We start from the raw sequence: 21,253 nt of genomic DNA on the forward strand, positions 1-21,253 counted from the left end.
GCATCCGGCTTCCAACCGCGAAGATGAGTGGGACGGTGCTCGCACTGTCAAGCACCTTCTGCATGGCCTCCCAGCTCATGATGGCGGCCTCGTCATATTCCGGGGTGGCGTCTGCCATTCAAATCATCAGCCTCGGTTCCCAATAGACGGATTACTGGGTTCGAACGTCGGCAAAGCGTAACTCATGTCCGGAAAAACGCAACATCGTTTGTTGAACATTCATTCAGAATGGCTGGACACAATGGCTGGTGCCGTGCCAAATTCCACGCATTAGGGGACAGATCACGCAGAAATGAAGAGCGGGACGCAGATGAGCACTGGGCCACAATGAAAGCTTGGGATGCGATCATCATCGGCGGCGGACACAACGGCCTGGTCAACGCCTGTTACCTGCAGCGCGCCGGCCTCGACGTGCTGGTTGCGGAGAAGAACGACTGGGTCGGAGGCGCCGCCACAAGCAGGGAACTGACGCCGGGCTTCCTCTACTCCAACTGCTCCTACGTCTGCTCGCTGTTCCGACCCGAGATCATGCGCGATCTGGAGCTCCCCCGCTTCGGCCTGCAAGTCATCTCCTATGAGGGCGGCGCGGTGTTCACCCGGGATGGAGATTACCTCGCCAACTATCGCGACCACGACGCGCACCGGCGGGAATTCGCTCGTTTCTCCAAAAGGGACGCCGAGGCCTATGACCGCTACGCCCGCGACGTGACGCGGCAGTGCCGCTTCATCCAGCCGCTGTTGATGCGCACCGCGCCGGATCCCACCAGTCTGCGCCCGCGCGACCTCGGCGAACTGCTCTATCTCGGCAAGAAATTCGCGGGTCTCTCCGCCGAGGAAATGGCGCTGACGCTGCGCTTCTGGACCATGTCGATCTCGGAGTTCCTCGACGAATATTTCGAGACCGACGTCATCAAGGCGAACTTCGCCCTGTCCGGCATCATCGGCACGGCACTCGGGCCGATGTCGCCTGGCACCGCTTACGTGCTGCTGCACCACTATATGGGCGAGGTCGACGGATCGGTCGGCGCCTGGGGCTATGCGCGCGGCGGCATGGGCGCCGTGACCAAGGCGCTGGGCGCCTCGTTCAAGGCCTCGGGTGGAACCATACGCACCGGCGCCGAGGTCGACCATGTGCTGGTGAGCCGTGGCAAGGCCAGGGGCGTCGTGCTGGCCGGCGGCGAGGAGGTTTACGGCAAGCTGGTCGTCTCCAATGCCGACGTGAAGCGCACCTTCCTGAAGCTGGTCGAGGAGAAGGAACTGCCCGACATCTTCCTGCGCCGGGTGAAGAACTTCAAGATTCGCGGATCCTCCGGAAAGGTCAACATAGCACTCGATTCGCTGCCGGAATTCCCGGCGCTGCCGAAGGATTCGCCGGTCTATCGCGGCGACATGCATTTCACCGACTCGATGGAGCGCATGGAGCGCGCCTATGACGACTGGAAGGCCGGCCGCTGGTCCGCCGATCCGTTCCTCGACATGGTCATCCCGACGACGCTCGACCCGACCATGGCGCCGCCAGGGAAGCATTTCATGAGCTGCTTCGTGCAGTACGCTCCGCCCAAGATCGCTGGTCGCGAGTGGACGGACGTCGATCGTGACGGTTTTGCTGAAAGCGTGATTGCGCAGATATCGGACTATTCACCCGGGTTCCGCGACCGCATCGTCCATATGGAGGTGCGCACGCCACGCGAGATCGAGGCCGAGGTCGGCCTCACCGAAGGCAACATCTTTCAGGGCGAGCTGACCTTCGACCAGCTGCTGTTCAACCGCCCGGTGCCCGGTTACGCGCAGTATCGGTCGCCGGTCGGCGGCCTCTATATGTGCGGCTCCTCAACCCATCCCGGCGGCGGCGTCATGGGTGCGCCCGGCCGCAACGCAGCCGCCGAAATCCTGCGCGATCTCGCAAAATCCACCTCGCATATGAGCCCCGCCCATGACGTCATTTGATGCCATCGTCATCGGCGGCGGCCACAACGGGCTTGTCGCTGGCGCCACGCTGGCGAAGGCCGGCCGCAAGGTGCTGGTGCTGGAAGCAGGAGCCGAACCCGGCGGCGCCGCGCGGACCGAGGAATTTGCGCCCGGTTTTCGCGCTTCGTCCATCGCGCATGTGTTGAACCGGCTGCATCCCGATGTGGTGAAAACGCTGGAGCTGGAAAAGCACGGGCTGCAGATCGCCCGCGCCGACTTCCTGCCGTCGGTCGCATTGTCGAAAGATGGACCGCCGCTTGTCCTGCATGGCGCTTATGGCGAGGTGCTGACCGGCGCCAGTTCGTCGGAACAGTCCGCCTGGAAGGAATTGCGCGCACAACTGCTGCGCTATGCCGGCATCCTGAAGCCCTTCCTGTCGCGCCGGCCGCCCGATCTTGGCGGCATGTCGCTGCTGGAGGCCGCTTCGCTCGGCCAGACCGCGGTGGCGCTGAAGAAACTTGGCAAGGAAGACATGCGCGACTTCCTGCGCGTGCTTTTGATGAATGTTGCCGACCTGCTTGACGAACAGCTCGCCGATATCAGGCTGAAGGGGCTGCTCGCCTTCGACGCCACGCTCGGCAGCCATCTCGGCCCGCGCTCGCCGACCTCGCTGCTCGGCCTCTATTATCGTCTGGCCGGAGAGAGCGGCGGTGCTGCCGGAGCGCAATTGCTGCCAAAGGGCGGCATGGGCGCGGTGGTCGCCGCCATCCGCGCAGCTGCCGAAAAGGCTGGCGTCACGATCCGCGCATCGGTGCCCGTCGCCAGGATCATTGTCGAGAAGGACCGCGCCGTCGGCGTTGCCCTCGACAATGGCGAGGAGCTTCGCGCCCGAACGATCGTCTCGGCCATCAATCCGACGACCACCTTCCTCGACCTCGTCGGACCGCGCGAGATCGACACCGGCTTCGTGCGCAAAGTGAAAAACATCCGCATGAGGGGCGATGCCGCCAAGCTCCATCTGGCGCTCGACCGGCCGCCGCGGTTTGCCGGTGTCGACGCCGCCGGCCATAAGGGCCGACTGGTGATCGCGTCCTCTCCCGACCACGTCGAACGTGCCTTCAATCCATCCAAATATGGCGAGTTCTCGCCCGAGCCGGTGATGGAAATCACGCTGCCCAGTCTCGCCGATCCGTCGCTCGCGCCCGACGGCGCCTGCGTGCTGTCCGCCGTGGTGCAATACGCGCCCTATCGGTTGAAAGAGAGCTGGGATGCCGGCAAGCCGAAATTCCTCGAGGCAATCATGGCCCAGTTGGAAGCCTATGCGCCTGGCATCGGCAAGACGGTGATTCATGCCGAACTGCTCACCCCTGCGGACATCGAGAAGCGCTACCGCATGCCGGGCGGCCATTGGCACCACGGTGAATTGCAGGCCGATCAGATGCTGATCTCGCGTCCCGTGTCCGGCTGGTCGGGCTACGACACGCCGCTCGACGGGCTGTTCCTGGCCGGCGCGGGTTCGCATCCTGGTGGCGGAGTTTCCGGTGCGCCAGGATTGAATGCCGCGCGGCGCGTCATTGCGATGAAGGGGTGACTTGATGTCTCAACTGGCCGACGCTGCACTCCATGGCGCCATCATGACCCATCAAGCCTCCATTCCGTTGACAGCCCGCATCGCAGCCCAATCTCACTTCCGCACGCTGCGCCTCGGCACGCCGTTCCAGCCGCGCATCGATGCGCTGGCCAAGACCCAGGACTGGTACAATTGGGCCGGTTACCGCGCGCCGCATTCGCTTTGGGACGAGGAGCTCGAATATTTCGCCATCCGCAGCCAGGCAGCACTCTTCGACATCTCGCCGATGACCAAATACCGGATCGAAGGACCGGATGCCCAGACCTTCCTCGACCGCGTCACCTTGCGCGACGTCACCAAGCTCAGGACCGGCCGCGTTCATTACACCGCTTGGTGTGACGACGAGGGTTTTGTGCTGGACGACGGGACGCTGTTCCGACTTTCGCCGACCCGCTTCCGGCTGTGTTCGCAGGAGCGGCATCTGCCGTGGCTGCTGGACAGCGCCCTTGGTTTCGACGTCCTCGTCGAGGAAGAGACCGAGGCCGTCGCCGGGCTCGCCTTGCAGGGGCCCACATCCTTCGCTGTGCTGCGCGACGCCGGTTTTGCCGGTGTCGAGAGGCTGAAAATATTCGACCTTGCCGAATTCCCGCACGACGGCGGCACGGCCATAATTTCACGCACCGGCTTTACCGGCGATCTCGGTTACGAACTGTTCGTTCCGGCCGAAAAGGCGCTGAGCCTGTGGGACCGGCTGATGACAGCTGGGGAACTGCGCGGCATTAGGGCGATCGGCTACACCGCCCTCAACCGTGCCCGTCTCGAGGCTGGGCTGATCGTCGCCAATGCCGATTTCACCACAGCCGAACATGCCATCCGCGCCGACCGCCCGCGCATGCCCGACGAGATCGGGCTCGGCTTCATGATCGATCTGGAGAAGGGCCATTTCAATGGCCGCCGCGCCATCCTCGAGGCCCGCGCCAAAAGCAAGCTTCGGCATGTCCTCGTCGGACTGGAGATCGAAGGCAACATCCCGGCCGAACACGCGATCGTCTATCACAGAAAGAGCCAGGAGGTCGGCCTGGTCAGCGCCGCCATGTGGTCGCCGATGGCCAAGCGCAACATCGCCATCGCCTCGCTGGCGCGGCCCTATGGTGATACTGTCGTGGAAGATCTCTGGGTCGAGATCTACGCCATGCGCGAGCTGCAGTACCAGAAGCTGATGAAACGGGCCAAGGTGGTGGCGCGCCCCTTCATCAAGCTCGACCGGCGTACCGCCAATCCGCCGGCGGATTTCTGACCATGACCGAGGAAGCGGGCAAGCAGCAGGAAGAAGGTGAAGCCGCCGAACAGTGGGAGCTGGTCAACACGCCGCTCGGCGAGAAATGGTCTGGCCGCACGCGCTATGCCGCCGCCATGTTCTTCTACAAGCGCGGCGAGATGAGCGCCGAGACGCTGGAGGTCTATCGCATTTGCGCTCGGCTCGATGCGGAAAACCCGCTGCCGATCATTCGCGATCGCGGCGTCGGCAAGGACTGGCTGAAGCGCATGGGCTTCGAATAAGGCGTCCTAACCTATCGTTCTTTCCAGCATGCTTAGCCAGTTGCGGTAGGCAATCTTTTCGATCAGCGCCCGGCCAAAACCGCGCGCCGCCAGCGCATCGATGAGTTTCGGCAGACCGGCGACGTCGCCGATGACGGCCGGGATCATGGCGCCGTCGAAATCCGAACCGAGACCGACGCCATCCTCGCCCAAAGCCTGCAGCAGGGAATCGATATGGCGCACCATGATGTCGAGGCTGGTATCGGCATTCATGCGGCCGTCCTCGCGCAGGAAGCCGGTGGCGAAGTTCAACCCGACCATGCCGCCGGAGTCGCGGATCGCGCCGAGCTGCCAGTCGGTGAGGTTGCGCGAATGGCCGCAGATCGCATGCACGTTGGAATGGGTGGCGACCAGCGGCGCATCGCTAAGCGCTGCGACGTCGCGAAAACCCTTCTCGTTGAGATGCGAGAGATCGATCATGATCCTCAGTTCATTGCAGGCCTTGACCAGCGCCTTGCCGGCATCGGTCAGGCCCGGACCGGTATCCGGCGAGGACGGAAAGCGGAACGGCACGCCGTGACCGAACGCATTGGGCCGGCTCCAGACGATGCCGAGCGAGCGCAGGCCCGCGGCATGCAGCACGTCGAGCATGGTGAGTTCGGGATCGATCGCCTCGACGCCTTCGATGTGGAACACCGCGGCAATCGTGCCTTGCGCCATGGCATTGCGCACATCGCCGGCGCTGCGGCAGATCGCCAATGCACCGGCACGCTCCAGCCGGAACAGGATGGACGCCATCGCGATCGTCGAGTTGAGCGCATCGGCGCGCGGCACCTCGGGCGGCAGCGGTTCGCTGTCGCTCGGCGCCGAAGGCACGGCGCTGCGCCGCGCTTTCTCGACCGGCGGCGGGAAGATGGCGAACATGCCGCCGGCGAATCCGCCGGCCCTGGCGCGCGGCAAGTCGATATGGCCGCCCGATTTCCCTTCGATGAACAGCTTCTCGACGTCCGCGTCTTTCGCCTGGTGCAAACGCAGCAGCGTGTCGTTGTGGCCGTCAAAGACGGGGACGAGGTCTGTTTCGGTCATATGGGGGATCATTCGGTCTGTTTGTCGGCAGGGCGATATATCATATCTAGGCAAGATGTGCCGCCGGGGCAAATTACAAAGCCAACAGGACGGCAATGGCCGCCCGTTTAGCTCTGTTCCTACACATCCGCTTTGTGCTTGCGGAACCTACTGCTTCAGCACATCCGCCCATTCCGGGTGACGGCGGAACTGGGCGTTGGCGAACGGGCAGAGCGGGATGATCTTCTTGCCTGCTGCCCGCGCGTCCTCGACGGCGCGGGTGACGAGCCGAAGCCCGGCGCCCTGGCCGCGAAAGGCGTCCGGCACTTCGGTGTGATCGATGATCAGCTGGTGCTCGCCGATCTTGGTGAAGGTCATCTCCGCCTCGGCACCGCCTGCACCGCGCAGGACGTAGCGACCCTTGGAGCCGCGATCTTCAAGTTCGATCTCTGGCAATTGATCGGGCATCTCTACACTCCTTGGGCGATGGTGGCGAAAAGCCGCCGCGCCGCTTCGATTTCGTTTGGCCGCACCTCGTGCCCGCCTTCGTGCCACTCCACTGTGACATCGGCTCCGTCGGCGCGCAAATAGGCTTCGAGCCGCGCCGTCAGGTTCGGCGGGCAGATCGGATCGCGCCTGCCGGCAGTCACCAGGATGTGACGACCGGCAAGGCTGCCCTTCACCTGCGGCTCGAACGGGATCAGCGGATGCATCAGCACTGTGGCGTCGAACAGGTCAGGGGTTTCGAACACCAGCGAAGCCAGGACGTTGGCGCCATTGGAATAGCCGAGGCCGAGCACGGCCGATGGCTTCGCCGCCTCGACATGGGCCTGGACAAAGCCCGCCATCTTGGCCGTGGCCCGCGCCAGGTCGTCCATGTCATAGACGCCCTCGCCGGTGCGGCGGAAGAAGCGCGCGGCACCTTGCTCCGACACATCGCCGCGCGGCGAGACGATGGTGGCCTGGTGCGCGAGATCGCGCCCCAGCGAGACAAGCTGGCTCTCGTCGCCGCCTGTGCCATGGAAGACGAAAAGCAGCGGACCACCCGGCGAACCAGGCAGCACCTTGTGGGCGTAAGCGTCCTTGCTCATCGTCTCAACCCTCCAGCTTCTGCAGATGCTGTTCGAGATACGGCCGCAGATGCTGATGCTGCGTCGGCAGCTTCAGCGCCTCGCCGAGATGGGCGGTGTCCTCGTCCTTGTCGAAACCCGGCTCATTGGTGGCGACTTCGAACAGCACGCCGCCCGGCGTGCGGAAATAGATCGCCCAGAAATAATCGCGGTCGATCACCGGCGTCACCCCATAGCCCGTATCCATCAGCGCCTTGCGCACTTCGAGCTGCTTGGCGCGATTCTCGACGGCGAAGGCGACATGATGAACGGAGCCGGCGCCGAGATCGGCGAAGGGTGCGGTCGGCAGCGTTTCGATATCGACGAAATCGGCGCCATTGCCGTTCTTGACGGCGAGCCGCCTGACATTGCCTGACTTGTCGACCTCCTCGTAACCCATGAACTTCAACAGCTCCTCGGTGGCGCCGCCATCCTTCAGCCTCAGCGAAACCGAGTGAAAGCCGCGGATCGCCTCGTCCGCGGCAATACCGCCCTTCACCCACGGCGCTCTGCCGTCGGTCTTGTCCTCGACCAGTGCAAAGCCATCGCCATCCGGACCGGCAAATGCGAGCCGCTTCTCGCCAAAGCTTTCCTCGCGGGCGACATTGGTTACGCCTTCGTCGATGAAGCGTTTTTCCCAAGAGGCGAGCGTGCCTTCCGGCACGGAATAGACCGTGGTGCCGACTTCGCCGACGCCAGGACGGCCCTTGCCGATGTTGGGAAACGGGAAATAGGTCATCACCGAACCGGGTGTGCCGGCCTCATCGCCATAATAGAGATGGTAGACGTCGGGCGCGTCGAAATTGACGGTCTTTTTGACCCGGCGCAGGCCGAGCTTGTGGGTGAAGAAATCATTGTTCTGCCGTGCATCCCTGGCCATCGAGGTGACGTGATGCAGGCCCTTGATTTGGTCGAGCATGGTCTCTGCTCCTTCCCTTGGTGTTTGTGCGGCCCTCGCCGCTCTCCACGCCAATATGAGGATACGAGCGAGTATGGCAAAGGCGGCAAACACAGGATGGACTGTGCCTTAAAAGTGAACAATCGAAAGATCCTTGTTCACCGTTTAGCAAACAGCCCTGGTCTTGCGCGGTGGATGGAATCGGTTCCATGTGCGCATTCGAACGTGCTGGAGAGGGGTAAGCGCAAGTGACTGGAAAAGGCAGGCGGCCAAATGTCCTTCTCATCACTTGCGACCAGTGGCGCGGCGATTGCCTGTCGGCTGTCGGCCATCCCCAGGTGAAGACGCCGAATGCCGATGCGCTGGCCGCCGACGGCGTGCTTTTCAAGCGCCATTACGGCGGCGCGGCGCCTTGCTCACCGGCCCGTGCCTGCCTCTACACCGGCCTCTATCAGATGAACAATCGTGTCTGCCGCAACGGCACGCCGCTCGACGCCCGCCATGGCAATATTGCGCTCGCCGCGCGCAGCGTCGGTTACGATCCGACCTTGTTCGGCTATACCGATGTGTCGCTCGATCCGCGCCAGCTTGCACCGGCCGATCCGCGGTTGCACAGCTATGAGGGTGTTCTGCCCGGCTTCACGGCGCGCCAATTGCTGCCCGAACATCAGAAGCAGTGGCTGTCCTGGCTGAAGCAGCAAGGCATCGATGCCGGCGCTGGAAGTCCTGACATTCATCGTCCGGTGGGCGAGGTCGACGGTGCGGTGACCGAAGCGCCACCCGTCTACTCCAGGGACCAGACGCCGACGGCCTTCCTTGCCGGCGAGTTCATCCGCTGGCTGGGCGAGCAGGACGAGGCCACGCAGTGGTTTGCGCATCTTTCCTTTATCAGCCCGCATCCGCCCTTCATCGTACCGGAACCGTACAACATTCAATACGATCCCGCGGACGGCCCCGCTTTTCACCGCGCGGAAAGTTGGCGTGCCGAATCTCAGGGCCACCCCTACGTCGCCTATGATCTCGATCGCCAAAAACGAGCGAAGTTCCGCCCCGGCGCCACGGGGAAAGTGCACGACTGGAGCGAGGATGATTTCCGCCGCATCCGAGCGATCTATTACGGCATGATCTCGGAGGTGGACGCGCAGCTCGGCCGCCTGTGGCAAGCGCTGAAGACCGAAGCCGCGTGGGACAACACCATCATCGTGCTCACCTCCGACCATGCCGAAATGATGGGCGACCACTTCATGCTGGGCAAGGGCGGCTATTTCGACGGCAGCTACCATATCCCGCTGATCATCCGCGATCCACGCCACCGCAAGGCTGCCGGCAGCGCTGTCGATCGCTTCACCGAAGCGGTGGACATTTTGCCTACGCTCATCGACCTGCTCGGCGTGGCTCCCGAACCGCACCTTGACGGATGCTCGCTGAAACCCTTCCTGAGCGGTGGAACGCCCGCCATTTGGCGCGACGCCGCGCACTGGGAGTTCGACTTTCGCTCGATCGCCGGCGGTGAAGCCGAACGGCACTTCGGCATCACCTCGCGCCAGTGCAACCTCGCTGTCATCCGCACGAAGAAATTCAAGTACGTGCATTTTGGCGGCGGCCTGCCGCCGCTGCTTTTCGATATGGAGGACGACCCTGGCGAATTGAAGAACCTCGCCGGCAGCCCAGCACATCGTTCCACCCGGCTGGAATTCGCCGAAAGGCTGCTCGCCTGGCGGGCCGAACATCTCGACCAGTCGCTTGCCCTCTTGGAACTGACGGAAAACGGAGTGGCTGGATATTCCACGTCGCAAGCAGGGCGGTAGGGGATTACCCTACCGCCCTGTATCCTTCCCTATCGAAGTATCCTTGTCTGTCGAAGTATTCTACCGGACGATCAGACGCTGCTCGTCGCGCTTCTGGGCGTAGGAGCCCTTGTCGTAAGCCGCTTGCTTCTCGAGCTGCTCCTTGGTGAAGGTCGTATAAAGATATTTCTTACCGTTCTTGTCGGTCATGAACTTCAAATTATCCATGCCGACCGCGACCTCCTTCTCGCCAATGCCGAGGAAGCCGCCGACATCGACGATCACGGCGTCGGGTTTCTTGTCGGGGGTCAGCACCACATCGCCGATCTCACCGACCTTGGCGTCGTTGGCGCCATAGACCGTCGTGCCCTTCAGGTCGTCGCCCCTGATCTCTCCAACCGGCATCTCGGTAAGCTTGGACTTGTCGATGGCCGCGGTCTGTGTCTGGTCAGGAGCCGTGGCGTCAGCCGGCGCCGCCGCGGTCTTGTCCGCCGGAGCGGCGGCGGGAGCTGTCGCGGCGGACGGCGCCGCTGCGGGCGCGGTTGGCGCCGGTTCATTGGATGCCGTCGTTGCCGGCGCCGGATCATAGGCCTTGCGGTTGAAATCCGGCTGCGCCTGCAGCTCTTCCTTGGTGGTCTGCGCCACCAGCCAGCGGTCGCCGTTCTTCTGTGCCCACTGCGCCTTGGCGAAATCATAAGCCACGTTCTTTTCGCCCATGCCCAGGAACCCGCCGACGCCAATAATCAGCGACTGCGCCTTGCCTTCCTTGGTCAGCACGATGTCGTTCACATCGCCGATCTTCTGGGCGTCATCGCCGGTGCCGTTGTAGACATTTTCACCGATGATGTTTGTGGCCAGGTTGCCATCAGCCTGTTTGACCGGCTCGGCGTTCGTGGACTGCTGTGCGGTGTCGGTCGATGTGGCCGGCGCTTGTGCGGTCGTTGCTGCGGCCGGGGCCGGCGCGTAAGCCTTGCTGTCGAACTCCGGATGCGCCTTCAGTTCGTCCTTGGTGGTCTGCGCCACCAGCCAGCGATCGCCGTTCTTCTCGGCCCATTGCAGCTTGTCGTAGTCGAAGGCGACATTCTTGGTTCCCACGCCAAGGAAACCGCCGACGCCGATGACGACGGATTTCGCCATGCCGTCCTTGTCGAAGACCACGTCAGTGACCTTGCCGATATTCTCGGCATTGTCGCCAGTGCCATTGTAGACGGTTTCGCCGATGATGTTGGTGACGATGCTGCCTTCAGCGCGCGGTACCGGCGCCGTCGCGGCCGGCTCCTGGGCGGCGGGCTGGTTCGCGGGGGCTGGGGTTGCAGCGCTCTGCGCGAAGGCGCCGGTTGCAACCATTGTCGCAAGGGCGGTCGTCGCTAAAAGGGTGCGGATCATGATAGTCTCTCCTCGTGCCTGATTTCGTCATGCCGCGCCCGGTTGAATCCCTCGCTGGGGATCGGACGCGACATCTCTGCAGGTTCACAACGTCGTGACCATGCTGTTGTTCCGACAAAAACCGCGATGGCCGAAGCCAAAACCCAAGAAGCGGATCTGACTGCCCATTGCCGAAAACCTGGGTCTGGCCGGAGTTTCCGCCCTGCCGGAACTATTCCCGGTTTGACGCGTTTCAGCCGTCGGCTGGGGTACCCCGGCCGGTTTGAAGTGAGCAGCGGAGCGGGGCATGAAATTCGCAGCGGTGCTGAACCGGGACGGCGGCACCTTGCGCACCACCGATCTCGCCGCCTTTTCGGACCGGATGCGTCAGACGCTGGAATCGGCGGGCCACTCTCTCAGCATCGACATCGTTGCCGGCAAGGACGTCGTGGACACCCTCGACAGCGCTGCGTCGCGCCGCACCGTCGATGTCGTGCTCGCCGGAGGCGGTGACGGCACCATCTCGGCCGCGGCCGCCAGGCTGATGGGCAGGAAAAAGGCGCTCGCCATATTGCCGGCCGGCACCATGAACCTGTTTGCGCGCGGCCTTGGTATTCCGCAGTCGCTCGATGCGGCGCTGAAATCCTTTGCCGACGGCGAAATCATCGCAGTCGACATGGCTACGGCCAATGGCCAGCCTTTCGTTCATCAGTTCTCGATCGGCATGCATGCCAAGATGGTGCAGCTGCGCCAGGGCATGGAATTCGGCTCACGCCTGGGCAAGATCGGCGCTTCCGCCAAGGCAGCGTGGGCAACGATCAAGAACCCGCCGGCAATGAAGGTCACGCTCGGCATCGGTGAAGCGGAGATGACTGCCCGCATATCCGGCCTCGGCGTGACCAACAATCTCTTCGGCGAAGGTCACCTGCCCTATGCCGACAATCCGGCCGGTGGCGTGCTCGGCATTTACGTCACGGTAGCGCAGCAGCGCGCCGAACTGGTCAAGTTTTTGTTCAACGTGGCGCGCGGCAAGTGGCGTGACAACGAACATGTCGAAATCCACCAGGCCGACAGGGTGACCCTCAAAATCCATTCCGGCGGCAGGAAATTCCGCGCCGTCATGGACGGCGAACTGGTCAGGCTCGATCGTGAGACGACGATCGAAATCAAACCTGGAGCGCTCAATGTGCTGGTGCCGGCCAGCGTCGCCCAGGTGAAGGCCGCCTGATGCTGTGTGAAGTCATCAAGGGACTGACTTCAGCCGGAGGGCGCCGGACTGGTGCTCGGCGGCGTGGGGACATGTTGCTCGTCGCTGTTCGGCGCCTTGATCAACACGCCGTAGATCTCGGCGACGCCCCAGGCGACGAGCACCAGGAGCAGTCCGGCGATCAGGATTCGGAACCCATGCCAGCCCCACCGCCCCTGACGCGCTTTGTTTTCGGGAATGTTCCTGGCCATGGCGGGTCCTCGTCTGGTTTCGCGTCGGCTGACGCGATCGGCAAATCACGCTCGGGTAACGGTCCCTCGCAAGGATGGTTCCGGCTGCAGGGCTGTCCCGGGCCGGCGACGGTGAGGACATCAAGGCAAGCCACGGGAACTTGGTTTGAATAGCAGGGTGGAAACAGCAGCCGATCTGCCGGCCGAGGTTGCGCGCGCCGTGCAGGACGAGCACCGGCTGGCCGTGTTGCACTGGCTTGAGATGCTTGATACGGCGCCCGACCCGGATTTCGACCGCATCGGCGGCTTTGCCGCCGCCGTGATGCGCGCGCCGATCGCGCTGGTCACACTTGTCGACCTCGATCGGCAATGGTTCAAATCCTGTTCTGGCATGGAAGAAACACAGATTACGACAGCCATCTCCTTCTGTGCGCACGCCATCGCCGCTGGCGATGAGCCGATGGTGGTGACGGACGCAGCAGCCGACCAGCGTTTCCATGCCAATCCGCTGGTGACCGGCAAGCATCATGTGCGCTTCTATGCCGGCGTCCCGATCATTGTCGCGGGAGCGCGGATCGGAACCCTTTGCGTCATGCACCGCAAGCCGGGTGCCCACCCGTCCCGCTCCAGGCTCGACCAGTTGAAAACGCTCGCCGGCCTCGCCGGCAGCCTATTCACCCTGAAGCACGCGACCCGCACCGGCGCTGTCGCCGAAGCCGCGCTCGCGCGCGAGGAAAAGCGGCGCGCCGTCGCCCTCGATGCTGCTTCGCTGGCAAGTTGGGCCTGGGACGTCCGCACCGACGTCATCGACTGCGACGTCCGATTGCCGGAATTGTTCAACCTGCCGCGCTCGACAAGGTTGCGGGCCCGCGACGTTCTGACAGCCATCGATCCCCGCGACGTCCACCAGACCGAAACCAGCTTTCGTGATGCCTTGACCGGCAGTGACGACTATTTTGGCGAATACCGGGTGAATGGCTTCCATCCACCGCGATGGGTGGCCACGCGCGGCCGTGTCATCGAGCGCGATAGCGAAGGCAAGCCGACGCTGATTTTCGGCGTCAACTACGACATTTCGGAACGCAAGCTCGGTGACGAACGGCAACGGCTCCTGCTGCGTGAACTCAACCACCGGGTCAAGAACACGCTGGCGACGGTCCAGGCGCTGGCGACACAGACCGTGCGCCATGCCCGCCAGCCGAGCGAATTCCTCGAAGCCTTCAGCGCGCGGCTTCAGGCCCTGGGTATCGCCCATGGTCTGCTGTCCGACCGCGAGTGGCGCGGTATCGGCATCCGCGAACTCGTCCAGATCGAGATCAGGCCTTTCGACAACGCCGCCCAGCCGCGGCTGGCAATCTCGGGCGCCGATCTGCTGCTGTCGCCCGATCAGGCCGTCGGCCTCGGGCTGATCTTGCACGAATTGGCCAGCAACGCGCTGCAGTATGGGTCACTGTCGGTTGCGTCAGGCAAGGTTGATCTCGACTGGAAAGCGCAAGGCAAGAATGGTGACAGGCGCTTGGTGTTCACCTGGCGCGAAAGCGGCGGTCCTGAAGTCGCGCCGCCCGAGCGGCAAGGCTTCGGCTCGATCCTCATCCGGCGCAGCCTGGCCAAGGTCATTTCGAGCGAAGTAACCCATGAATTCCGGCGCGATGGGGTCTTCGCCGAAATATCGATGCCGCTGGAAGATCTGTCGAGATGACGTGAGCATGGCCGCCGGCGCGACTACCCCTCGCCGGCATCCGGGTGGTGGTCGGTGTCGGACTTCACATTCTCGCGGTAGATGGCATAGGCCGCGAGTGCCACGGCCGGACCAAGAATAACCCCGAGCCCACCTTTTCCCTTGAGCCCACCTTTGAGCCCACCTTTGAGCAATGCCGGAAGCACAGCGAGCGCGGCCGTAATGCCGATCGCTTTCATGTCGGTCTTGCGCCGCCTAGCCTCGCGGCGCATCCGCGTGCCCGACATCAGCCGATGGGTCAAAAGAACAAGGCCTGCGATGACCAGAAAGCCGACACCGAAACCAATCGCCGCCGCCAGCGATCCATAGCGGGCCGATGCCCAGATATAGGCCGCGCCGACCAGGAAGCCGATACCGCAAAACACCGCCAGCGCGGCAAGCATATAGACGATGGCCGCCGTCCGTGCTCGACGTATGGCGGCCACGGTTTCGCCCGAGGCGAAACCCGAGAGCAACGATGCCAGCAGTCCCATCTCGGCGGAACTAGCGACGCGTGAGCAGCGCGAACAGGAAGCCGACGCCCGCGGCGATAGCCAGCGACGTCACCGGCTTTTCGCGTACGCTTGCCACCATCTGCGCCTCGATATCCCTGGCATTACCGCGCAAGCTGTCGAAGGCGGCCTCCCCTTGGGCGCGCAACTGTTCGACGCCTTCGGCCGCCGCGCGCCGCGCCGTGCCGTAGCCGTGTTCACCGGTCTTGGCCAATTGTTTGGTGAGCTTGTCGATATCGGCCTTCAGCTGCCTGATGTCGGCTTCCAGATCCGGATTCGTCCGCGCTTCGTTGGCTGTCTTCCCTGCGACGGTGGCCATTGCTTAACTCCTTGTGATTGCTCGATTTCAAACGCGCCTTGCGTCTCAAGGTTCCGATGTCGGGACAAACTACCCGAAAACCCGGTCACGCGCACCCGATCCGCCCCGGCAAGGTGTCGGTCAGATCAGCGGCCGGCGGCCCTCGGACAGCCCCTCCCAGCCGGCGAGCTGTTTCAGACCTTCAATGTCGACGACACCGCAACCGCCGTCGCGCCAGACGATCAGCTGACGGTCCATCAGCTTGCGGATTGTCTTGTTGGTGTGAACCAACGACAAGCCAAGCGTATCGGCGATGTGCTGCTGCGTGATCGGTATCTGGATGGACTGCGTGCCGTTCAGGCCCACGACCTTGGCGCGGCTGGCGATGAAGGCGACAAGATAGGCGGCGCGTTCGATTGCGCTGCGGCGGCCGACACTGAGCAGGTTCTCGTCCAGCATACGCTCTTCACGCGAAGCGATCCAGGTGATGTCGTAGGCGAGGCCCGGATGGTTGCGGTAGATCTCGAGCAGATTGTCGCGTTCGAACACGCAAAGCAGCATTGGCGACAGCGCCTCGACGGAATGCTGCATTTCCCCCATGACGCTGCCTTGCAGACCGATGAGATCGCCGGGCATGAGGTAATTGAGGATCTGCCGGCGGCCGTCCTGCAGCAGCTTGTAGCGGAACGCCCAGCCGGACAGCACCGTGTAGAGATGCGCGCTGTGGCTTCCTTCCACGAGAACCGTGGCACCCTTGTCGACCGCGAGTTCTCCCTTCTTGAACTTGCTGATGAAGGCCAGCTCCGGCTTCTCGAACTCCCGGAACACCGGCAGGGCCCGCAACGGGCATTGCTCGCAGGGGTATTGACGGCTTGAGGAAGAGCGCCCGGTCTGGCTCGGCATTTCGGCCCCTTGCGAATGCCTGCCGTGAGCAGGTCTGTTTTAGCGCGTTGCCGAGATCGGCCTGTCGGCGATGTCTTTTTTAAATGACAACACACCAAATTACGATCATGACTCCCGGCGTTTCAAGGAGCAATTGCCTGTGCCCCAATTACTTGATGGATTGCGCATTCTTGTCCTGGAGGATGAATTCCTCATCGCCATGGATGTCGAGCAACTCTGCCGTGACCACGGTGCAGGCGAGGTGGTGGTTGCCCGCGATTTGGCCGAGGTCGATGGCCGGAAGGTCGCGAAGGATTTCGACGCGGCCATTGTCGACCTGATGCTGGGTGGCGCCTCGACGCTCGAATTTGCCGCGGGCCTTCGTGAGACCGGCGTCCCGTTCGTGTTTGCGTCCGGTTATTCGGATGCGGATGAGATCAAGGCGTCTTTCCCGGGGGTAAGGCTGGTCACCAAGCCCTATTCGGGCGAAGACCTCGTCGAGGCCGTGGCGCTGGCCTATGGTCGCGGCTCCCCTGGCTGAGACTGACGCGACAACGTCCGAATCGCCGTTATGCGGCTCCGCATTTCAATGCGCGGCCGTTCCCGTGACCTGAGCCGAAATCGCGTCGGGGCCATACTCGTCCTCACCTGAGATTTTCAGGATTTCCTGCAGGCGCGTGCGGGCCCTGCTGACGCGGCTTTTGATCGTACCGACCGCGCAACCGCAGATTTCGGCGGCCTCCTCGTAGGAGAAGCCCGATGCACCGATCAGGATGATGGCTTCGCGCTGGTCCTCCGGCAATTGCTCGAGTGCACCCCGAAAATCCTTGAGGTCGAGCTGGCCGTGCTGGGCCGGGTGCACTGCAAGCCGGGCCGTCATGATGCCGTCGCTGTCCTGCACCTCGCGGCCGCGCTTGCGCATTTGCGAATAGAATTCATTGCGCAGGATCGTGAAAAGCCATGCCTTGAGGTTGGTGCCGGGCTGGAAGCTTTCATGCTTGTCCCAGGCCTTGACCAACGTTTCCTGAACGAGGTCATCGGCCTTGTCGGCATTCTGCGTCAGCGACACGGCAAAGGCCCGCAAGCTCGGGATCGCCCCAAGCAGATCGGTCTTGAAGCCTTGGGAGACCGCTGCCATGTCCCTAGTCCTTCTTCTGTGCGGGTTCGGCCTGTTCCAGTTGGCTGAGCAACTGGGCGAAGCGATCCGGCACATTGTCGGAGACCAGCTCGTCGTAATATTGTTTGAGTTTGCGTCCGATTTCGGAATTCGGCCCTAACGGATCGCCGTCGCCGTTCCGGCGCCTGCCCGTGACGCCAGCCAGAATATCTTTGGTCATGTCCTTCATTTCGCCCTTTATTTCCCAGAACTCAAGCCGCTCACAACACAACACAAGGCAAGCGGCACCCTCGTCTGGTTGCCCATCCCGGCACTAAAACGCCATTGCCGGTGATTCGTTCCATATCGGCGGAACTTTTTCAGAAAAGCGGCGTTGTTCCCACGGGGCTTGCAATCGGCATAGCCTGGAATCCGTTCAACGCGTCATCTGAGGGAGACGTCTATTATGAGCTTGTCCGCCACCATCGCTCCGCATCTGCCGTTCCTGCGGCGCTTTTCGCGTGCCGTCTCGGGATCGCAGGAGAGCGGCGACGCGCTGGTCGCCGCGATGCTTGAGGCGATCATTGCCGATGTCGACATCTTCCCCGAGGCGTCGAGTGACCGGATCGCACTATACAAGGTTTTCGCCAAGCTCTTCACATCGGTTGCCATCCGCGTTCCGCAAGAGCAGACACAGGCGGGCTGGGAACAGCGCGCGGCCGCCAATCTCAATGCAATCGCGCCGCTTCCCCGCCAGGCCTTCCTGCTGGTTGCCGTCGAAGGTTTCAGCGAGGACGAGGCGGCCGAGATCCTCGATGTCGGCGACCAGCAGTTCTCCGAGCTGCTTGCCCAGGCAAGCAACGAGATTTCCCGTCAGGTGGCGACCGACGTGCTGATCATCGAGGATGAGCCGCTCATTGCCATGGATATAGAGGAGATGGTCGAGAGCCTCGGCCATCGGGTGGTGGGCACGGCGCGCACCCATGCCGAAGCGGTGACGATGTTCGGCAAGACCCGACCGAAGATGGTGCTGGCCGACATCCAGCTCGCCGACGGCAGCTCGGGCATCGAGGCGGTGAACGAAATCCTCTCGTCAACATCGGTGCCGGTAATCTTCATCACCGCTTTTCCCGAGCGTCTGCTGACCGGAGAGCGTCCGGAGCCTGCTTTCCTCGTGACCAAGCCGTTCAATCCCGACATGGTGAAGGCGCTGATCAGCCAGGCGCTCTTCTTCGACCGGCAGGCCAAGGCCGCTGCATAAATCGCGGCCTCCGCGAGCCGGACAAGGACATAAAAGGCCACTGGGTGCGATGCATTCGGTGGCCTTCTTGACAAGCCGGATCGGCCGCCAGCGAATTTCCAGCCCGCGCTGCCTGGAACGGTTTGCAAGCATCGGCTTTTTCGGCGAATGGTGGAACAAACCGCATTTACCCACGTTTTCACCATATCATTGGAAGGAGATGAACCATGCTTTACTGGGCGCTCGTATTTCTCGTCGTGGCGATTATTGCCGGCGCGCTTGGTTTCGGCGGCATCGCCGGCACATCCGCCGGTATCGCGCAGATATTGTTCTTCATCTTCCTCGCGTTCCTGGTCATTTCGCTTTTGGCCGGCCTTTTCAGACGGGCGTGAGCCTGGCGACTGAATAGAGGAACACTGGAAGCCGCACCCCTCAAACGGTTTCCAGCCACCGCCGGGCGGTGTCCTTTACTGGACGCCGTCCGGCGGACCGCTTTAGGAAGGGTGGTTGTCCCGATTCATTTGGAACCGATGTGGCAGGTGAGCGGTTCAGTCTGAGTTGGGGTGGACAGGTTGACCGATGCGCTCGAGGACTTCAGATAGAGAGGAAGGCGCACGGGGCGATGAAGTGATCGCCATGCATCCGGCCGAGAGCGGCATGCAGCTTGGCCGGGCTCTTCTCCACGCGCTCCACAATGCCGGCATTTCCGTCCTCTATCAGGATCGTGAGATGAAGACCGTATGGGCCCGCAACATGCGCGCCCCTTGGGCCTCCGACGATGTCGATGGCAACGGCATTTTGCCGACGGCGCAGACCGACCGCATCGGCGCCGCCAAGCGCGATGTGATCGCGACCGGCAATCCCCAGCGCCTTGAAATCAGTGTTCCGGTCGAGAATGGCGTTCGCTGGTTTCAGATTTGGGTCGATGCCGACCGAGGCGACGATGGCGATGTACAGGGCGTCGTCACCACCATGGTCGAGACGACCGAGCAAAAGCGGCGTGAACAGACGTTGACGACGCTGCTGCGGGAAGTCAGCCATCGCTCGAAGAACCTCCTGGCGATCATCCAGAGCATCGCGACCCAGACCGGCCGCTATTCCGACGGCATCGGCGATTTCCTGACGCGCTTCCGCGGCCGGCTGCAGTCGCTGGCCTCCTCGCAGGATCTGGTGACATCCTCCAATTGGCGAGGGGCAGCCCTTCATGAACTGGTGGCGGGCCAGGTCGGCCGCTATGGCGCGAACCCGTCGCATAGCCTCCGTTTTCGTGGCGCCAATCCTTACCTCAATCCCAACGCCGCGCTGCATATCGGGCTGGCGATGCATGAACTTGCCGTCAACTCGGTGAGCTACGGCGCCCTGTCCCGGCCGGATGGCTTCGTCGAGGTCACCGCCCAACTCGACGCTGCTGCCACGGGGGAGGTTGCGCTGTCGCTGACATGGGCCGAAACGATAGAAGCCAATCGCGGTGGCGGCGGTCAACGGCGCTTCGGAAGCGTTGCGTTGGAGCGGGTGGTGCCGGCATCCCTGAACGGAACCGCGAACCTGGATATCGGCGAGGGCCACCTCGAATATCGCCTTGTCGTGCCGCACAGCAGTTTCGAGACGCAGTGAGAGCCTGGCAAATAACAATCCTTAACCGGCTGTTCACCATAAGCGCGGATGCTGTTTTTCCCAGATACCGTCGGAACCTGCCCCGCCTTCGGAGATTGTTGGCAGGCTCGAAGCACGGTACGGGAGGAATGTCTTGACGATTGCCGACATGAACAGATTGGAACAAGCCGCCCGTATTTCGATGGGCGAATTTCTGGAATCCGAACCCTCCATGGAGGCACTCCCTGAAGCAGGTAGGGGGTTGATGAAGGGGATCGTTCTTGCCGCGGCCGCGATCATGGTGCTGGCCATTTTCTGGCAGTTGACCTGACTAAATCTGCTCTCCTCTCCGTCGCGCCAATTGAAGTCGCCGGGCAGGCCAACGCCGCAGCGTGAGGAGCCGCGGTTTTCTCCGAACTATTCGCGTAACGCCGTTGGAATGACAGGAACTTTTTGACGATGCCGGCCGTTAATGCGGCCAGAGGAACATCTGTCATGGAACACATAGCCGCGTTGTTGCTGGTGATCGGTTGCTCGAACACGATGGCCGAATGTCGGGAATTGCAGGTCCCTGTCAGTGTTTTTGCGACTGCTGACGAATGCACCGCTGAGCGCCCCTTCGCGATGGGCGACGTGCAGGGGCAGGCGCAGCATGTCGTCGCCAAATGCCTCGCGGTCGATCCCGCCTTGGAGGACGACTACGATCAGATTGTCTGGAAGGTGCGGCCAGATGGTAGTCTTGACGCTTCGTTGGCCGTATCCAACGTCGTCATGGCATCTAACACGAACCGCCCAGAAAAAGACCACCTTAGCCAACAATAAATTGCAGCAGCAAAGGCCTTCGTTTCGTGCTAAATGGCGGTTGGAGCTTACCAAAGTGTGGACACAAGTGAGGAGTGACTCTATGCGGAAAATACTTATTGCCATGGTTGCGGTGGTTGCCGTCAGCGGCTGTACCTCGACCGAGCAGGACGTCGTCGGCGGCGGCTTGATCGGCGCGGGCGTGGGTGGGTTGGTCGGCGGCGGCAAGGGTGCCCTGATCGGCGCGGCCGTCGGTGCCGGTTCCGGCCTGCTGGTTCGCAACCTGCGCAACGGCTACTGCCAGTATCGCGACCATCGCGGCCGGATCTACACGGCCCGCTGCAACTGATTCAGCGATAACAAGTCAAAATCCGGAGGCCCAGGGGCCTCCGGATTTTCGTGGCTGGGGGTCGGCCGCTAGGGCCGCTGACGGGTG

At 62.7% G+C, this 21,253-nt stretch carries 25 protein-coding genes; 14 read left to right on the top strand and 11 right to left on the bottom strand.

Annotated elements, in window-relative coordinates; translation table 11 throughout:
* Positions 1-327 precede the first annotated feature (327 nt).
* From LB557_RS12735 to LB557_RS12750, 4 genes are read left to right on the top strand one after another with little or no spacing between them, the layout of a single operon-like run.
* On the top strand, positions 328-1,947 hold the full coding sequence (locus LB557_RS12735) for a phytoene desaturase family protein (RefSeq protein WP_224643041.1): 1,620 nt from the start codon (positions 328-330) through the stop codon (positions 1,945-1,947).
* Entirely contained in the window at positions 1,934-3,499 is a 1,566-nt protein-coding gene (locus tag LB557_RS12740) for a phytoene desaturase family protein (RefSeq protein ID WP_224643042.1), read from the top strand. The genes LB557_RS12735 and LB557_RS12740 overlap by 14 nt, the downstream gene beginning before the upstream one ends.
* Before the next feature lie 43 nt (positions 3,500-3,542).
* On the top strand, positions 3,543-4,775 hold the full coding sequence (locus LB557_RS12745; RefSeq protein ID WP_224643046.1) for an aminomethyltransferase family protein: 1,233 nt from the start codon (positions 3,543-3,545) through the stop codon (positions 4,773-4,775).
* 2 nt (positions 4,776-4,777) lie between these two features.
* A complete protein-coding gene (locus LB557_RS12750; RefSeq protein ID WP_015315412.1) occupies positions 4,778-5,038 on the top strand; it encodes a hypothetical protein in 261 nt (86 codons plus the stop codon).
* Positions 5,039-5,044: 6 nt separating this feature from the next.
* Here the strand turns inward: LB557_RS12750 and LB557_RS12755 are convergent, their stop codons facing one another.
* The 4 genes from LB557_RS12755 to LB557_RS12770 form a co-directional block, all read right to left on the bottom strand.
* Positions 5,045-6,103 carry a dipeptidase gene (locus tag LB557_RS12755; protein ID WP_140616741.1) on the bottom strand — a complete coding sequence of 353 codons (1,059 nt, stop codon included), beginning with the start codon at positions 6,101-6,103 and terminating at the stop codon, positions 5,045-5,047.
* Positions 6,104-6,250: 147 nt separating this feature from the next.
* Positions 6,251-6,550: a GNAT family N-acetyltransferase gene (locus tag LB557_RS12760; protein ID WP_015315410.1), complete on the bottom strand. Its 300-nt coding sequence runs from the start codon at positions 6,548-6,550 to the stop codon at positions 6,251-6,253.
* A 2-nt stretch (positions 6,551-6,552) separates the two neighbouring features.
* Positions 6,553-7,173, bottom strand: a complete 621-nt coding sequence (locus tag LB557_RS12765) for an alpha/beta hydrolase (protein ID WP_015315409.1) — start codon at positions 7,171-7,173, stop codon at positions 6,553-6,555.
* Between the two features lie 4 nt (positions 7,174-7,177).
* On the bottom strand, positions 7,178-8,110 hold the full coding sequence (locus LB557_RS12770; protein WP_015315408.1) for a VOC family protein: 933 nt from the start codon (positions 8,108-8,110) through the stop codon (positions 7,178-7,180).
* Between the two features lie 227 nt (positions 8,111-8,337).
* On the opposite strand from LB557_RS12770, the gene LB557_RS12775 reads away from it, so the two are divergent.
* On the top strand, positions 8,338-9,897 hold the full coding sequence (locus LB557_RS12775) for an alkaline phosphatase family protein (protein ID WP_224643043.1): 1,560 nt from the start codon (positions 8,338-8,340) through the stop codon (positions 9,895-9,897).
* Positions 9,898-9,957: 60 nt separating this feature from the next.
* Here the strand turns inward: LB557_RS12775 and LB557_RS12780 are convergent, their stop codons facing one another.
* Complete coding sequence (locus LB557_RS12780; RefSeq protein ID WP_015315406.1) at positions 9,958-11,262, bottom strand: PRC-barrel domain-containing protein; 1,305 nt, start codon at positions 11,260-11,262, stop codon at positions 9,958-9,960.
* A 286-nt stretch (positions 11,263-11,548) separates the two neighbouring features.
* On the opposite strand from LB557_RS12780, the gene LB557_RS12785 reads away from it, so the two are divergent.
* Complete coding sequence (locus tag LB557_RS12785) at positions 11,549-12,469, top strand: diacylglycerol/lipid kinase family protein (protein WP_140616737.1); 921 nt, start codon at positions 11,549-11,551, stop codon at positions 12,467-12,469.
* A gap of 29 nt (positions 12,470-12,498) precedes the next feature.
* On the opposite strand, the gene LB557_RS12790 is transcribed toward LB557_RS12785, so the two are convergent.
* Positions 12,499-12,699, bottom strand: a complete 201-nt coding sequence (locus tag LB557_RS12790) for a hypothetical protein (RefSeq protein WP_023774118.1) — start codon at positions 12,697-12,699, stop codon at positions 12,499-12,501.
* A gap of 145 nt (positions 12,700-12,844) precedes the next feature.
* Here LB557_RS12790 and LB557_RS12795 point away from each other — a divergent pair, with 145 nt between their 5' ends.
* Positions 12,845-14,377 carry a sensor histidine kinase gene (locus LB557_RS12795; protein WP_224643044.1) on the top strand — a complete coding sequence of 511 codons (1,533 nt, stop codon included), beginning with the start codon at positions 12,845-12,847 and terminating at the stop codon, positions 14,375-14,377.
* Between the two features lie 23 nt (positions 14,378-14,400).
* Here the strand turns inward: LB557_RS12795 and LB557_RS12800 are convergent, their stop codons facing one another.
* From LB557_RS12800 to LB557_RS12810, 3 genes are all read right to left on the bottom strand, one after another.
* Positions 14,401-14,889, bottom strand: a complete 489-nt coding sequence (locus LB557_RS12800; RefSeq protein WP_140720109.1) for a hypothetical protein — start codon at positions 14,887-14,889, stop codon at positions 14,401-14,403.
* Between the two features lie 10 nt (positions 14,890-14,899).
* Positions 14,900-15,226, bottom strand: a complete 327-nt coding sequence (locus tag LB557_RS12805; RefSeq protein WP_015315401.1) for a YqjD family protein — start codon at positions 15,224-15,226, stop codon at positions 14,900-14,902.
* 120 nt (positions 15,227-15,346) lie between these two features.
* The gene (locus tag LB557_RS12810) at positions 15,347-16,108 is read right to left on the bottom strand and encodes a Crp/Fnr family transcriptional regulator (protein WP_224643045.1); all 762 of its coding nucleotides are present in this window, start codon (positions 16,106-16,108) and stop codon (positions 15,347-15,349) included.
* Positions 16,109-16,178: 70 nt separating this feature from the next.
* Here LB557_RS12810 and LB557_RS12815 point away from each other — a divergent pair, with 70 nt between their 5' ends.
* Positions 16,179-16,628 carry a response regulator gene (locus LB557_RS12815; protein WP_015315399.1) on the top strand — a complete coding sequence of 150 codons (450 nt, stop codon included), beginning with the start codon at positions 16,179-16,181 and terminating at the stop codon, positions 16,626-16,628.
* A 45-nt stretch (positions 16,629-16,673) separates the two neighbouring features.
* On the opposite strand, the gene LB557_RS12820 is transcribed toward LB557_RS12815, so the two are convergent.
* Entirely contained in the window at positions 16,674-17,225 is a 552-nt protein-coding gene (locus tag LB557_RS12820; protein ID WP_010911883.1) for an RNA polymerase sigma factor, read from the bottom strand.
* Positions 17,226-17,229: 4 nt separating this feature from the next.
* Entirely contained in the window at positions 17,230-17,433 is a 204-nt protein-coding gene (locus LB557_RS12825) for a NepR family anti-sigma factor (protein WP_140616734.1), read from the bottom strand.
* Positions 17,434-17,649: 216 nt separating this feature from the next.
* Between LB557_RS12825 and LB557_RS12830 the strand changes: the two genes are divergently transcribed.
* From LB557_RS12830 to LB557_RS12855, 6 genes are all read left to right on the top strand, one after another.
* Positions 17,650-18,444 (top strand): response regulator, encoded by a 795-nt coding sequence (locus tag LB557_RS12830; protein WP_015315397.1) that lies wholly within the window; start codon positions 17,650-17,652, stop codon positions 18,442-18,444.
* Between the two features lie 206 nt (positions 18,445-18,650).
* Positions 18,651-18,815 carry a DUF1328 domain-containing protein gene (locus LB557_RS12835; RefSeq protein ID WP_010911886.1) on the top strand — a complete coding sequence of 55 codons (165 nt, stop codon included), beginning with the start codon at positions 18,651-18,653 and terminating at the stop codon, positions 18,813-18,815.
* A gap of 187 nt (positions 18,816-19,002) precedes the next feature.
* On the top strand, positions 19,003-20,037 hold the full coding sequence (locus LB557_RS12840) for a sensor histidine kinase (RefSeq protein ID WP_224642752.1): 1,035 nt from the start codon (positions 19,003-19,005) through the stop codon (positions 20,035-20,037).
* A 133-nt stretch (positions 20,038-20,170) separates the two neighbouring features.
* Positions 20,171-20,347: a hypothetical protein gene (locus LB557_RS12845; RefSeq protein WP_015315395.1), complete on the top strand. Its 177-nt coding sequence runs from the start codon at positions 20,171-20,173 to the stop codon at positions 20,345-20,347.
* A gap of 164 nt (positions 20,348-20,511) precedes the next feature.
* Positions 20,512-20,838: a hypothetical protein gene (locus LB557_RS12850; RefSeq protein ID WP_224642751.1), complete on the top strand. Its 327-nt coding sequence runs from the start codon at positions 20,512-20,514 to the stop codon at positions 20,836-20,838.
* A gap of 82 nt (positions 20,839-20,920) precedes the next feature.
* Positions 20,921-21,166 carry a YMGG-like glycine zipper-containing protein gene (locus LB557_RS12855; protein WP_015315393.1) on the top strand — a complete coding sequence of 82 codons (246 nt, stop codon included), beginning with the start codon at positions 20,921-20,923 and terminating at the stop codon, positions 21,164-21,166.
* The last annotated feature ends 87 nt before the right edge of the window (positions 21,167-21,253 follow it).

This window comes from Mesorhizobium sp. BR115XR7A (assembly GCF_020165315.1).
GTDB lineage: Bacteria > Pseudomonadota > Alphaproteobacteria > Rhizobiales > Rhizobiaceae > Mesorhizobium > Mesorhizobium australicum.